Genomic DNA, 14,671 nt, shown 5'->3' with positions numbered 1-14,671 from the left:
GGGTATCAACGAAATGACGGGGAGTGTCCTTCTGAATTTGTTTCAGAGCCAACACTTTTGTTTTCTATTTTAAATATATCTCGCAATAATGAATTTACTGATGGCACACTTTCATTTTCAATCTCATTTAATGATTTACCATTCTTGTCTTTCCAGTGTTTACGACCATTAATGCTATATCCCACAATAATTGCAGCTGCCGCGGATGGAGATTTAAAAATAGTATCTTCTTGAAAAATATATTTATCATTTATTAATTTTAATCGGCCGTTTTCAATGAGTCGTTCTCTATCCTCTTTATATCCTTTTTGTAATCCTTGGATGTTTTGAGTTGCCTCCGAACCTTTTAACACTACTATTCCTTCATCTGTTTGAAGTGCTTTTGCGGTAAGCCCCGACACAGATAAGAAGAGTTCCCTACTGTCGCTTGAATTGTATTCGTTATATTCAACTTTATCAAACGTTTTTTCTACAACTTTAGTTGGGTTAATTTCCTCTAAAAGTTTGTGACCCAATACTCCAAGTAATAACTTAAGATAAATTAAAAATTCTTCCATTGCATCTTTATCAGGTAATGGTAACAATGGAGCGGTAGAATGATTATTATTATCTACTTTATAACGTTTTATTTTAAATGATAATTCAATAACTCGGCTTTCAAGATATTTAACATGGGATTTAGTCAAATTTTCGTCCTTACTAACAATAAAAATTACTTCGTTCCAAAAATCTTTTTTTAAAATGTGTTCTTGAAGTCGTTCAAAAACATTTTCAGCCTCACCAATATAGACTTTAGGTTCGCTAGTTTCTTCGTCTTGACCGAATAAAAAGTATATGCCAGGTCTTTTAACATCAGGTTGATCTGTTAATTCACTTATCTTTAATCGTGGACAAGAAATTGATTTAATTGTTTGATTTACAACTTCTCCAACTTTTATACCAGTAACAGTTCCATCCTTTAAATAAATTCTTATACTTTTTCCGAATTCCGACATTTATGTGATTTAGGCAAATAAATCTAGTAAATTAAGTTTTTAAAATAAATATGAAAAATAAACAAGTCCAAGATAACCGTAGATTAGAAATAACAAAAATCCCTCAATGCATCTCCCCGTTTCCACTACTCTCTTCCACCCGCTTTCCGGCGGTGAATTCGATTGTCATGATGACTTTCTGCACGTGCATTTCTTCGTCTGTGTATTCGATTTCGATTGGCAGTCCCTCGACCAGCCCCGTGCTTCTGCCGGGTGATGAAGTGAATTTCGAATACTGAAATCTCAATCCGCCGAAAAGCGGCTTCTTGATTTTTCCGAGCTCCTGCGAGTAGCCGTAACTTACCGAGTAAGAACCAATAGCACTCACGCACACCGAGCTTGGCTCTTCATTGTTCAGCCGCAGTTCAAAACAGGTTTTTTTCAGCAGCAGGTAAATCAGCCCGACAAAAATAAGCACCGCCACGGCAATCAGCCCGATTAAAATAAATAATCTCCACGGACCGTATTTCATTTTTATCTCAAGCGGAATCTGCGTCGAGATTTTTTTATCTTTCAGCACGGGTCTGAAAATCTGCGGCACCGACTGCAGCGCAAACAGCTCATTGAACTGGCTTATGTACTGCTCATCGAGCGCAATGTCGGTATTCGTAACGTCGAGAATTAAATTCCCGCCGATTGTAAAGTCCTCTTTGAAAATTGTGTTAAAAGAAAAATTCGGAGTGATATCAGGCAGGTTAAAAATAACCGAGAACCCCTTCACCTCTCCTTCAGGCGAAACGTTGCTCACCGTCGATGGCGTGATTGTCTGCGTGCCGAGCGACTTCACGGAGTAATCACTCGACTTGAAATCATCGAGCTTTACATTCAGGTTTGCGCTCTTGATTTTATAAGGATACAAATTCGATTTCAGCGTGAGGTCATTGAAAACTTCCTGGTATGCCTGCCCCTCTTCGAAGCCGAACCCGCGCAAAGTTTTTCCGTCGAAGTAAAGTTTGCCTTCGGAAATTCTGCTCTGCGTTTTTTGCGGAACAAGAACAACCGTTCCGATATCGAGCGGCTTAAGCGTGATGGGCTTCTGGCGAATGCCGACCCCCCGAAGCTGTGCATCGTAAGCATCGTATTCCTGCTGTGTAAGCTCGGTTGGTGAGTACACCATCGCATAAACAACATATCCTTTCGAGAGCCGTCCTTCTTCTGTGATTGTTTCGGGAATCGGGTAAAGTAAAATTTTTCTTATGTTCGCATCATTGCGGAGACGCTCATAAAACTCAACAGTATTTTGAAAACTTGAATCCCCCTGTCCGCTCACGTCATTGATGTTGTCGGTAAGCAGCCAGATAATCCCGCGGTCGCCGTCGAGCGATTTTATTCCGTCATCAAGCGCCTGAATCAAATCTGTTCTTCCTAAGTCGCCGTCTTTTCCGCGCATAAGCTGAAAATCTCCGATGACTTTATTCAGGTCAATCGTATTTCCCGCTCCCTCAAATAAAACTTTCGGCGAAGTTATTCCCCTGCTTGGCTCGGTCTTTGTGAAAAGCAAAACACTCGCCTCATCACCCGGCTTAACGGAATTCTTTATCAACGCTTTTGAAAATAATTTAAATGCGCTGTTCGCCTCTCTATAATAACCCGACATACTCCCCGAGTTATCAAACAAGAAAACTATTTTGTCATTTGCGTTTGCAAACGCAGAACACAAAAGAAAAATTATTATTAGAATTTTTTTCATAAACTTTTATAAGTTGTCATTCCCGCGCAGGCGGGAATCCAAACGAATATTATTCAAGAACCAATTATTTTATATTCAGGACAGATTATAAAATTTTTTAAATTAAGTATCATCTGGACTAGATTCCCGCCTTCGCGGGAATGACAAATAGAATCCTCTCTCGAGAGGGGTGTCAACGAAGTTGACGGGGTGTGTTACCCCTTTCCTCATATATGTATATTCAACTTATCATTAGAAAACGCAGTAAGCACTCCCTGATGCGTGAGAACATAAATAAGACTCCTGTCAAACACAACCGAAATTATCTCCTGCGTAATATTAAAATCTTTCGAGCTTAATATAAATCCTTCCGCCTCCTGAATCTTATTCAGGTTATAGAATATAACTTTGTTACGTCTCGAAATCGCAAGAACGTTCTTGCTGATTGCCTCTATAATATTTTCTTCTGTGTCCTCATAATGCGTGACAAGCACTCCGTTAATTTTATAATGATACCATCCGCTTCCTGTCCCGAGAAAAACGTTCTCGCCGCTTCCGCCGCCTGAGTTAATAAAATTTTCTTTTATCCCCGTGAACTTAAACACATTATCGTTATGCATCACATCAAGGAAATAAACCTCGTTATTATTCACAAGCACTATGCCTTTGTTAATCGCAAATATAAAGCTCCGCTCATTCGTCTCAAAGCCAAGTTCGATAATCTCAGTTTCATTTTTTTTGAGATTAATTATAACACACTTATCATCAAAAATAAAATATGCCTTCTCATTATGCACAACGATTCTATCTGAAACAAATTTTTCAATCTTTACTTCATTAAGCGTAATATAATTACTCTGCTTAACATCATACAAAATTATCCTGCACTTCTTTTGCTCATCCGAATACTCCGCAAACAACAAATTATTTTCATAGCGGTTCAGGTTTGTCCATATATAAAAGCTTTCATCCGCATTAAACAAAGCTTCTTTATTGCTCTCACTGACTTTATAAATTCTTTTGAGAGAGTTAACATAAATCTCATCTTCGACAATCAATCCCGTTTTTTCGACAAGCTCATTATCTAAAACAACTTTTCCTTTTAGTTCACCTGAATCTTTATCAATAAAATAAACCGTTCCCTTCGTAGAAACCAATACTAGATTTTTGTTATCCGCAAGCACTGAGCTGTAAAACTCATCCTTGAACTCAATCGAGAATTTTTTTCTGAATCCGCTTTCTATTCCCCCGGGAAACTCAATCAGGGAATCATAAAACTTATTCGCCCCCTGATTTCCCGCATAATAAAAATTCGCAGGCACAATAATAGACGATGCCGGTTCTGTAATCTTATCCGCGATAATAATCTGCTCTTCGAGAGTCTGTTCAAGATTTACTTCAATCTTCCCCTTCTCGTCATCATCAAATGATATTTCTATTTTGTCAGTCATTTTCTTATTTGAAGTCATTCCCGCGCAGGCGGGAATCCCATTACTTCGGTAACAACTTTATTCTTTCTTTATGCACACTCAACTTCCCGCTTGATGCTTTTTCAAGACGGTCGTTAATCGCAACTCCCAGCCCCTCATCTGCAACTTTCTTTGCAACGATGTACGAATATCCCTTCTCATCAAGCTCTCTTATATCCTTGAATAAATTTTTCGCAATTTCTTCAAGTGAGCTGTATTTTTCAAAATCCAGCTTGCCAACCGATTTATTAAAAGCAGAGAAGCTTATATCTTGTGACTCTATTATATGCAAAGGGGTTTCAGGTGCGTAATGGTTTTTCATCTGTCCCGGAGAATTTATAATTTCTTCTTTATCACGTTCTTTAACTTTTCTTCGAAGCGCTTTCTCGATTTGTTCTTTTGAAATAAATCCAGGTCTTAGCAATGTAATTCCCTTTCCCGAGCAGTCAATCACCGTTGACTCGATTCCAATCTCGCATTTCCCGCCATCAAGTATAAAATGCACTCTACCGTTTAATTCTTTAAATGCTTCTTCCGCACTTGTCGGAGAAACTTTCCCTGACCTGTTGGCAGAAGGCGCGCACAGTGGACATTTCAAGCTTTTCAAAAGCTCCCTTGTCATTTCATGCGCAGGGAACCGCACCGCAACGGTATCTAACCCCGCAGTAACAATATCGGGAATAATTTTTTTCTTTTTCAAAACAAATGTCAGTGGACCCGGACAAAATTTTGAAATAAGCTTCAAAACAAAATCAGGAATTTCCTCTGCAATTTCTTCAAGCATCTTCTCGTCATATATGTGCACAATCAACGGATTAAATTTCGGACGTTCTTTTATCTCATAAATTTTCAGAACCGCATCAGGGTTATATGCCTTAGCTGCCAGACCATACACCGTTTCAGTCGGAATCACCGCTGCTTCATTTCTCATCAAATCCAAACAAACTTTATCTATATCTTTTGTTATTATTGTTTCCAAATCGGGGAGTTAATGTGAATGTTTTATATGTAATTGATTTTCAAGATGCTTTACACGCTTAAATAATCCGCTGAACTTCATCAAAAGATAAATTATAAACGACAGCATTAGAATCATGCAGCCTGTCAGTAAGAAAAATATTCTCACAAAGAATGAAGTCACCTCAAGAAGTGGATTATAAACTGTTGATTCAATAATTTTATTCTGAACTCTTTTATAATTACTCTCGTCAGGTTTATTTTCAGAGAAAAAAGTTTTTATTTTGTCAATTTGATACTGAACTTTTTTTACTTGGTAAAGAACATCATCAATTTTATCATCAACCTGATTTACATATCCGATTTTTACACCCGATTTTTCTAATGAATACTGCGAAAGCGAAGTCATCGGCGCTTTAAAAATCGTCCCGCCACCAAGCGCAAGAAGCACAAACAAAATTCCTATTATAAGCGTTACATAATAAAGATTTTTCATGATTTAGAAATATATTTTTTTAACCTCTCAAATTATATTCTGTTTCTTATGCCTAAATTATCTCCTTAATTTGTGTTAATTTATATAGTTATGCATACGGAACTATCAGATTTAACGGAACTCGGAGTAAAGCTCAAGAAAAAAGCTATAATCCTTTCATTGACGATAGGAATTACACTCTTTTTCGTCAAAATTGCAGGTTATTGGCTCACCGGCTCTGCAGCAATTTTGTCCGATGCTCTCGAATCCATCGTTAATATCATCGCCTCGGCTTTTGCATTTTACAGTTTAATCCTGACTCTCAGACCACCGAATAAAAATCTACCTTACGGTTACGGTAAAATAGAATATTTCTCAGCAGGGTTTGAAGGTGCGTTGATTGTAATTGCTGCGTTGTTCATAATGTATTATGGCGTAAAAGATATTATCGTCGGACCTGAGCTTGAAAAAGTTGATATGGGTGTTATTATAATTGCGTTCGCTTCCCTCGTTAATTTATTACTCGGACTTTACCTGATACGTTCCGGAAAAAAAACAAATAGTCTGATTCTTGTTGCTGATGGAAAACATATTCTTACCGATTCCATTACAAGCATCGCCGCGTTCGTTGCATTAATTTTAATTTTAATAACTGATTACATTTATTTAGACCCTATCGTCGCCATATTAATAGCGATGAATATTCTTTGGACAGGATTCAAGCTTATGAAAGCATCTGTCAGCGGGTTGATGAACCAGACCGACAAAGATACTTTACAAAAAATTGCCGACGCGCTTGAACAGGAAAAATTCAGAAACGGAAACATCATTGACATACACCAGTTAAGGTACTGGAAGTCGGGTGATAAATATTTTCTGGATTTTCACATTGCGGTTCCTGCTGATATGAAAATTGAACAGGCGCATAAAATCAATGAGGAGCTTCAGGATTTCCTCCGCAAAAAATTTAATACAACAGAACTTGAAATCATGATACACATGGACCCGTGCAAACCTCCTAAATGTCCTTTGTGCGGAGAGTCAAATTGTCAACACATAGATGAACGCATGAAGCTTCTGCCGAAATGGACTGTCGATAAAATTACCGGAGGTCCTGCATATGAAGCTTAAGTCGGTTTATATATGCCAGAACTGCGGATATAACAGCCCGCGATGGCTCGGCAAATGTCCTGAATGCCAGCAGTGGAATACTTTCCAGGAAGAAGTAGTTGAAGCAAAACAATCTAAAACAAAAAAATCCGAAGTTGCCGCAAAATCAGCAGAAATTGCGTTAATTTCAGATATCATATCAAACGATTACGAACGGACTAAAACAAACTTAGACGAGCTCGACAGAGTTCTCGGCGGCGGTTTGGTTAAAGGTTCGGTATTGCTCATCGGTGGTGACCCCGGCATCGGAAAATCAACTCTGATGCTTCAGATTGCCAACAACATAAAAGACAAAAAATTTTTATACGTAAGCGGTGAGGAATCTTCTTTCCAGATTAAACTCCGCAGCGACAGATTAAAGTATCATCTCAATAATTTTTATGTCGTATCGGAAACAAATTTAGAAATAGTCGAGTCGGTTGTAGAAAATGAAAAACCCGAGATACTCGTAATCGATTCCATACAAACAATTTACGACCCGAAGCTCGAAAGCGCGTCGGGAACAGTTTCACAGCTTCGCGATTGCACCTCTGCATTAATCAAGCTTGCAAAATCAAAAGGCATAATCGTCTTCATCGTCGGACATATTACAAAAGAAGGAATGATTGCAGGACCAAAAGTCCTCGAACACATGGTTGATGTTGTTTTGCAGTTCGAGGGTGAACGTACCCATTCATATAGAATCCTTCGCGGTATAAAAAACCGTTTCGGCTCGACAAACGAAATCGGAATCTTCGAAATGACCGATACAGGGCTTAAAGAAGTTTTAAACCCGAGTGAAGTTTTTCTCTCACAGAGAAATTACGGAGCATCGGGATGTATTATTTCATGCTCCATCGAAGGCAGCCGTCCCATCTTAATCGAAGTGCAGGGACTTGTAACTTCAACAAACTACGGCATGCCCCAGCGAACCGCATCGGGCTTTGATTATAAGCGTCTCAATCTTCTTGTTGCTGTTCTCGAAAAAAAACTTGGGCTTTTCTTAAATAAATCAGATATATTTGTAAATATAGCAGGCGGTGTGAAAATCGACGAACCCGCAATCGACCTTGCAATTGCAATGAGCATTTACTCATCGTCGCGTGATATTCCGCTTGATTCCGAAACCGTCGTGCTTGGAGAAATAGGGCTCTCGGGTGAAATCAGAACGATTTCATATATCGATAAACGAATCAATGAAGCCGCAAAGCTCGGCTTCAAAAAAATTATTATCCCAAAAGGAAATCTGAAAAACATTAATACAAAAAATTCTAAAATCGACATCGTTCCTGTGGAAAACATAAGAAACGCAATCGAACTATTGGTCTAACACCGATAGAACTAAACTTTACTTAAATGATAAAATCTGAAAAAGGAAAAGTTATAGTTCTTTCTGGTTTATCCGCTTCAGGGAAAACCACTTTAGCAAAGTTGTTAAGTAATGAATTGGGTTTACATTATGTTGAAGAACACAAAGAATGGATAAACAAAGTTGGCGTTATAAAAAAGCCATTAACACTTCAACAAAACCAAGAAAAACAATTATTTTTTTTAGAAATATTCAGCCATAGACAAGGGCATGTAAATAATTTAGTTAATAAAGGCATAAACGTAATCTGCGACTCTGATTTCACATCATCACTCGCATTTAACTATGCCTTTAAATTTGTCAACCCTGAGTTAAATGTATATGAATATATAAAAAATAAATATATCGAATCTCTGGAAAAGAATTTCATTGAACTTGCAGATGCTTATATTTTTTTAGATTGCACAGATGAAACCAGAAACACCAGGAGATCAAATGACAATTTGAGAACTAGAAACGATTTATTTTTTACTGATGATTTTTCAAGCCATGAAAGAGATTTTTTTGTAAACATATTTGGTTGTTCAGTTAATGACAATATAGTTAATTCAATATGCCATAATTATAATTCATTTAATGATAACAATTCGGAAATATTTCGTAAATATATCGATACTCTTTTGCAAAACAATTTCAATAACAACCTGAATAAATTTATTTCTAAAATCAAAAAAATAAATTAAATATACTATTAAATTATAAACTAACGAATGGAAAGTAAGTTTAAAACCCTCTACCGTCATATAATAGAAGAAGAAAGAAAAACACCTGAAGCATCGGGACAGCTCTCTGACCTGCTTGCGGATATTGCACTTGCGTGCAAATTGATTTCTCTGGAAGTCAACCGCGCAGGACTTGTTGATATTCTCGGACTCGCAGGAAAAGAAAACGTGCAAGGCGAAGAAGTCAAAAAGCTTGATGAATATGCTAACGACGTTCTCACGACAACAATGAAGCTCGGCGGACATATCTGTGCAGTTTGTTCGGAAGAGGAAGAAACTTTCATTCCGCTCGATGATAAATTCAAGGACAGCGAAACAATTTCTAACAAATATATAGTTCATTTCGACCCGCTTGACGGCTCATCCAACATCGATGCAAATATTTCCATAGGAACAATTTTCTCTGTTTATAAACGTGTCTCAAACGAAGGTCCGGGAACAATCGAAGACTGTCTGCAAAAAGGTACTGAGCAGGTTGCTGCAGGTTACTGCGTTTACGGCTCAAGCACTGTGCTTGTTTACTGCGCGGGAAATGGCGTGCACTGTTTTACTCTTGACCCGACTGTCGGAGAGTTTATTTTGTTCGGTGAAGACATTCAGATTCCGAAAAAATCAAAAACATATTCCGTCAACGAAGGCAACTATTGCAAGTGGTCTAAAGGAATGCAAAATTACATCGATTATCTTAAGGTTGACAACAAAGAAACAAACCGTCCTTATGGCGCGAGATATGTCGGTTCGCTTGTTGCTGACTTCCATAGAAATCTTTTATATGGCGGTATCTTCATGTATCCTGCCGACAACAAAAATAAAAACGGAAAGCTTCGATTAATGTATGAAGCAAATCCGTTAAGCTACATTATCGAACACGCAGGGGGAAGAAGCTCAAACGGCTCTCAGAGAATCCTTGACATAAAACCCGACTCTCTTCATCAACGCGTTCCTCTTTTCATCGGGAGCGAAGAAGACGTAAAACAGGCAGAAAAATTTTTAAAAAATAATTAATGGAACCGATAAAAGATTTAAGACTGGCAGTATTAATCGATGCCGAGAACGTCCCCTCGACAAGCATAAAAGGAATGCTTGAGGAAATTGCAAAATACGGAACACCCGCGTTCAAAAGAATTTATGCCGACTGGACAAGTCCGCATGTTTCAAGATGGAAAAGCGCTCTGCTTGAAAATGCAATTACTCCGATTCAGCAATACAGCTACACAACAGGAAAAAACGCCAGTGACTCGGCGATGATAATCGATGCAATGGATATTTTATATTCGGGACGGGTAAATGGATTCTGCCTCATAACCAGTGATAGTGACTTCACACGCCTTGCGACACGTTTGCGCGAAGCAGGAATGAAAGTTCTCGGCATCGGCGAAAAGAAAACTCCCGTATCATTTATTTCAGCATGCGATAAATTTATCTACATAGAAATATTAAAAAAAGAGCAGGCACATAAATCAATTCTTTCAGCACCTAAGAAGTCAAAACCTTCAAAGAAAAAAACAAATAAGAAATCATCCGCACCTATTGAAAACACTCAGCCAAAAAACAACAATCAAAATTCAACAGACACAATTGATACAATAGACAAAGAGCTTGTGAAATCTATTTCCGACAGTGTTAACGATGTTGCAGATGAAAACGGATGGGCATTTCTTGGTGAGCTTGGTGACCTTATAATCAAAAAACAGCCTGACTTTGACCCGCGCAATTACGGTTTCAAAAAGCTTCTGCCTTTAATCAAAAGTCTCAACAGATTTGAAATCGACGAACGCGAAACAGGAAAGAAAAACGTCAAACACGTTTACCTGAGAGCGAAGTAAGGTTTTAAATTCTTTAGCGCCAAATAAACTTAATAAATCATGAGGAATAACACAGGTGAGTTAATCGACAAATTATTTTCACGCCTCGATGTATGGCGGCTTTTACCTGCTTATCAGCTTGAAAGACGTGCCGACATTTTCTTTGCGATTTATCTTGATGAAATAATTAAAACGAAATTTGGTGATACAATTGATTTAATTGTGCCTGAATTTCCTGTGAGAGTTGGTGACATTTCAGAGAAGGTTCCCGAGCTAAATAGTTCGTTTAAAATAGATTACGTAATTATATGTGAATCTACACGAAAAGTCTATTTAACTGAATTGAAAACGGATTCACGGTCGCGAAGAGATAAACAAGATTGGTATTTATCAAAAGCTAAAGAGAATAACATCAAAAAATTAGTTGATGGTCTTATTAAAATTTACTGCGCTACAAGCCAAAAGAAAAAATACAATAATTTAATCGATGCTTTGACAAATCATGGGTGGGTTAAAACCGGAGAAAAAATTCCTGTAAGTATTTGCAAAGATTATGATGTTGAAATCGTTTATATCCAACCGCAAAATCCTGATAATATCAGCAATGTTATTTCTTTTAATGAAATAGTAACAATACTTTCGTCTAATGAAGATGATTTAACAAACCGTTTTGTGAAATCATTAAAAGATTGGACAGTTAATCCTAATGATTAAACCCGCATTCTCTTTCCACTTTAATCAACCTGAACGATAAGAAGAAAACCAGATAAATTATTGCTCCTGCGATAAGGAACGTTCCACTGCCGAATTTTTCATACAAAACACCGCTTGCTATCAGTCCGATAATGCTCGCTAGACTTCCCATACTGCTTGCAAATCCCTGAACGGAACCCTGCACCTCCTCATCTGCCGCTTTTGAAAGCAAAGACAAAAACGACGGCCACATCAGCCCGTTTCCAATCGCAAACAATCCCCCTGCTACATAATATAAAACATTATCACTCGTATATAACAAAATAAAATTAGCTCCTAAAATTAAATTACCTGTAATTATCAACACACTATCTGAAACTTTCTTTGAAAGAAAGCTCAGCACAGGACCTTGTATTATCACAAGTCCGAGACTCAAGCCGGCAAAGAATATTCCCATCTGTGATGTGCTCCAGTTCATTGCTTTTACGACGTGCACCGGAAATGCTGTATAAAAAAAGTTAAACCCGAGAAATATCAAAAAATATAACACAAGCAAAAACGGCATAAACCTGATTTGCAAAATTTTCTTGAGTGTTATTTTATCTTCATCTTTGTGTTTATAACATTCCTTACTTTCAGCTCCTAAAATTTTTTGAACTGCATTCTTGTCCGGAGACTCGCAATGTGATTTAGGTTTTATACCCGGTAAATAAAAAATTATGAGCAAAACTGCCAGCGCGGAGATAACCATAGCGGCAATAACGGGCAGAATATTGCCAAGCGCTGTTGCGCCCAGTACTCCCGCCAGGGCAGGACCGATAACAAAACCAAGGTTTTGAGAAACAGACATCTTGCCATAACTTTTCTTGCGTTCATTTTCTGACGTGATATCCGCAACATAAGCATTCGCAACTGAAATATTCCCGCCACTCACCCCTTCGACTGCACGTCCTATGAAAAGTATTAACAACGGCAGAGTAATTATAAGGACACCGTATGTTCCTAAATTTAAATTAATTATCTCAACAAGCGGAAGCTGAAATGCAATCAAAAATATCCCCCAGCCGATAACATTACCTATGGAACTGTAAAGAAGAATTCTTTTCCTACCATAAATGTCCGACCACTTTCCCAAAAGCGGAGCTCCGATAAGCTGAAATGCCGAGTAAACCGCTCCTATGATTCCATAGACAAACGCATTACCGCCGAATTGTATGATTATGTAAACTAAAAAAGGTACAACAATGCTATATCCCAATGCGCTGACAAAATTAACAACGAGCAATGGGAAGAAAGCTCTGCTGTGAGTTTTATTTTGTTTTGTAGATGACAAATATCACGGGCTTAAATTATTTTATCTCATAAACACATTATCCACATAGCACCACATCCAATCTTCACCGGGTTCAAATGATTTCATAACAGGATGCTGAGTTGCGTGGAAATGTTTTGTAGCGTGTTTGTTCTTAGAGTTGTCGCAGCAGCCGACATGACCACAGGTGAGGCATAAACGCAGATGAACCCAGCTGTCACCGGTCTTCAGGCATTCTTCGCATCCGTCAGGAGTATTTGCTTCAATCGTCACAACACTCCCCAGATAATGTTCACAATTGTTTGACATAATATTTTTTTTATTTTAATATTATTTTGCTTCAGGACCAAGCAAAGTTTTCATATCCCAACCTGCGAGTTTCACACTTTCATCAAACGAGCTTTGCAAAAAATCCATTATTGCCGGCTCAGGCGATGCGGAGTTTATTACATCATCATACAATAAAATATGCTCACGCAGATTTGTATCCCAATAAGCTTTCTGAGGTTTTATATTTATCTTTTCAATTCCTGCAGGTGCAGGATACATGTAAAAATAAAATGCAGGTTTTGGAAACGCTTCACTTCCCGCCCAGAACCCAACCGCATAGTTCTCGCGGTTTTCAGCAAGACGAAACATCTGGTCAGCGCCCTGAGGCGGTTCTGCAATCTTACCCGAGTAAAGCGTTAAGCTCAAATCAAACGAGCCCCAGTAAAAATGCACGGGACTTGCCTTGCCGTAAAATGGCGAACGGAATTTTTCAAACACAGCAGTAATGCCCGCCAAAATCTTCCACCATCTTTCAACATACTCTTTGTCGTAAAAACAATTCTTCTCATCTTTTTCAAAAGGCACAGGATTAGGAACTTCCTGTGGGAGAGTATTTATTTTGACTTCGATGCCGATTCCTTTCAACGCATCCATAAACATTTTATAATAATCAGCAACCGAACACGGCACCAAATCAATTAATGATACCTGCCCATCGCTTTTTCTCAGATACATTTTGTGGTCAATGAAATCAAAATCAATTTCAAACCATTCATCACCATAAGGAATTCGCCGGCTTGTCATTCCTCTTGAAGTTACAAAGTATGTTATGTGCCACCAATGATTCTGAAACGGACAAAGCTCAAGCTTTATCTTCCCGCCAATCTGCATCCACATTTGAAGTGTGCTGCATGTGCCTTTCCATTTCTCATAAGGAAGCTCCTGCCAGATATTACTTTTCTGAATATCCATATATAAAAATTAAGTTATTTATCTTTTGAAAATATAAATCCAAATTAAATAATTCCTGTTGAATTAACAAATTATATTATAATTATTTATTGCACAAATGAAGTTTATTATTGCAGATTACAATCCGGAATGGATAGATAGATTTAATGCCGAACAAAAAACAATTGCTGAAGCATTGAAAAATTTCACCCCGTCTATTGACCATATCGGAAGCACTTCAGTGCCGGGACTTGGCGCGAAAAATATTATCGATATTCTCGTCGGACTTAATAATGAAGGTGACCTTGATAAAATTGTCGAGCCCATGTTAAATGCAAATGCAGGATATATTTATTATCAATTATATGAAGACCAAATGCCTTATAGAAGATATTTTGTTAAAGTTGAAGCTTTTGACCCTTCGAAAAATCTTGAAATATCAAAAATAGTTGAATCGCAGGAAGATAGACCTCCTCTCGAAGATTTCAAACGGCTCACACATATTCATTGCATCACAAAAAATACTCATCACTGGATGCGACATATTGCATTCAGAGATTATTTGAGAACTCATCCTGACATTCGCTATGAATATTGCGAGCTAAAAAAAGAAATTTCAAAAAGACATTATCGTGATATGCTTGACTATAACGATGCAAAAGACAGCTGGGTCAAAGAAACCGAACAAAAAGCAATTGAATGGTATGAGGGAAATAATTAGTTTTTGTCATTCCTGCGGTGTACCCTTTGGGTCACGCAGAAATCCATTAGCATTTTGTTGACCCCGAATAAAGTT

15 protein-coding genes are annotated in these 14,671 nt (G+C 37.8%); 7 read left to right on the top strand and 8 right to left on the bottom strand.

Annotated elements, in window-relative coordinates; all coding sequences use genetic code 11:
* Nucleotides 1–5 precede the first annotated feature (5 nt).
* The 5 genes from VHP32_00785 to VHP32_00765 form a co-directional block, all read right to left on the bottom strand.
* Complete coding sequence (locus tag VHP32_00785; GenBank protein HEX2786415.1) at nucleotides 6–995, bottom strand: GIY-YIG nuclease family protein; 990 nt, start codon at nucleotides 993–995, stop codon at nucleotides 6–8.
* A gap of 103 nt (nucleotides 996–1,098) precedes the next feature.
* On the bottom strand, nucleotides 1,099–2,724 hold the full coding sequence (locus VHP32_00780) for a hypothetical protein (protein ID HEX2786414.1): 1,626 nt from the start codon (nucleotides 2,722–2,724) through the stop codon (nucleotides 1,099–1,101).
* Between the two features lie 206 nt (nucleotides 2,725–2,930).
* The gene (locus tag VHP32_00775) at nucleotides 2,931–4,154 is read right to left on the bottom strand and encodes a hypothetical protein (protein HEX2786413.1); all 1,224 of its coding nucleotides are present in this window, start codon (nucleotides 4,152–4,154) and stop codon (nucleotides 2,931–2,933) included.
* Between the two features lie 40 nt (nucleotides 4,155–4,194).
* Complete coding sequence (locus VHP32_00770) at nucleotides 4,195–5,151, bottom strand: L-threonylcarbamoyladenylate synthase (protein HEX2786412.1); 957 nt, start codon at nucleotides 5,149–5,151, stop codon at nucleotides 4,195–4,197.
* A gap of 9 nt (nucleotides 5,152–5,160) precedes the next feature.
* Nucleotides 5,161–5,625 carry a hypothetical protein gene (locus VHP32_00765; protein ID HEX2786411.1) on the bottom strand — a complete coding sequence of 155 codons (465 nt, stop codon included), beginning with the start codon at nucleotides 5,623–5,625 and terminating at the stop codon, nucleotides 5,161–5,163.
* Between the two features lie 90 nt (nucleotides 5,626–5,715).
* Here VHP32_00765 and VHP32_00760 point away from each other — a divergent pair, with 90 nt between their 5' ends.
* Genes VHP32_00760 through VHP32_00735 form a run of 6 tightly spaced genes read left to right on the top strand, consistent with a single transcriptional unit; the run spans nucleotide 5,716 to nucleotide 11,363 of the window.
* Complete coding sequence (locus VHP32_00760) at nucleotides 5,716–6,735, top strand: cation diffusion facilitator family transporter (GenBank protein ID HEX2786410.1); 1,020 nt, start codon at nucleotides 5,716–5,718, stop codon at nucleotides 6,733–6,735.
* Complete coding sequence (gene radA, locus VHP32_00755) at nucleotides 6,725–8,083, top strand: DNA repair protein RadA (GenBank protein ID HEX2786409.1); 1,359 nt, start codon at nucleotides 6,725–6,727, stop codon at nucleotides 8,081–8,083. The genes VHP32_00760 and radA overlap by 11 nt, the downstream gene beginning before the upstream one ends.
* Nucleotides 8,084–8,109: 26 nt before the next feature.
* Nucleotides 8,110–8,805: a hypothetical protein gene (locus VHP32_00750; GenBank protein HEX2786408.1), complete on the top strand. Its 696-nt coding sequence runs from the start codon at nucleotides 8,110–8,112 to the stop codon at nucleotides 8,803–8,805.
* 27 nt (nucleotides 8,806–8,832) lie between these two features.
* On the top strand, nucleotides 8,833–9,849 hold the full coding sequence (gene fbp / locus VHP32_00745; GenBank protein HEX2786407.1) for a class 1 fructose-bisphosphatase: 1,017 nt from the start codon (nucleotides 8,833–8,835) through the stop codon (nucleotides 9,847–9,849).
* A complete protein-coding gene (locus VHP32_00740; GenBank protein ID HEX2786406.1) occupies nucleotides 9,849–10,670 on the top strand; it encodes an NYN domain-containing protein in 822 nt (273 codons plus the stop codon). Before fbp ends, VHP32_00740 begins: the two co-directional genes overlap by 1 nt.
* Before the next feature lie 39 nt (nucleotides 10,671–10,709).
* On the top strand, nucleotides 10,710–11,363 hold the full coding sequence (locus VHP32_00735) for a hypothetical protein (GenBank protein HEX2786405.1): 654 nt from the start codon (nucleotides 10,710–10,712) through the stop codon (nucleotides 11,361–11,363).
* Here VHP32_00735 and VHP32_00730 read toward each other — a convergent pair.
* From VHP32_00730 to VHP32_00720, 3 genes are read right to left on the bottom strand one after another with little or no spacing between them, the layout of a single operon-like run.
* Complete coding sequence (locus tag VHP32_00730; protein ID HEX2786404.1) at nucleotides 11,353–12,675, bottom strand: MFS transporter; 1,323 nt, start codon at nucleotides 12,673–12,675, stop codon at nucleotides 11,353–11,355. The genes VHP32_00735 and VHP32_00730 overlap by 11 nt on opposite strands.
* Nucleotides 12,676–12,696: 21 nt before the next feature.
* A complete protein-coding gene (locus VHP32_00725; protein ID HEX2786403.1) occupies nucleotides 12,697–12,963 on the bottom strand; it encodes a UBP-type zinc finger domain-containing protein in 267 nt (88 codons plus the stop codon).
* Nucleotides 12,964–12,984: 21 nt separating this feature from the next.
* Entirely contained in the window at nucleotides 12,985–13,896 is a 912-nt protein-coding gene (locus VHP32_00720; protein HEX2786402.1) for a DUF5996 family protein, read from the bottom strand.
* 97 nt (nucleotides 13,897–13,993) lie between these two features.
* Between VHP32_00720 and VHP32_00715 the strand changes: the two genes are divergently transcribed.
* On the top strand, nucleotides 13,994–14,596 hold the full coding sequence (locus VHP32_00715; protein HEX2786401.1) for a GrpB family protein: 603 nt from the start codon (nucleotides 13,994–13,996) through the stop codon (nucleotides 14,594–14,596).
* The last annotated feature ends 75 nt before the right edge of the window (nucleotides 14,597–14,671 follow it).

It is taken from the genome of Ignavibacteria bacterium (genome assembly GCA_036262055.1).
In the GTDB taxonomy this organism is placed as follows: domain Bacteria; phylum Bacteroidota; class Ignavibacteria; order Tepidaquicellales; family Tepidaquicellaceae; genus DATAJP01.
The sequence above is the reverse complement of the archived record's forward strand: the minus strand, read 5'-3'. Positions and strand labels throughout refer to the sequence as shown.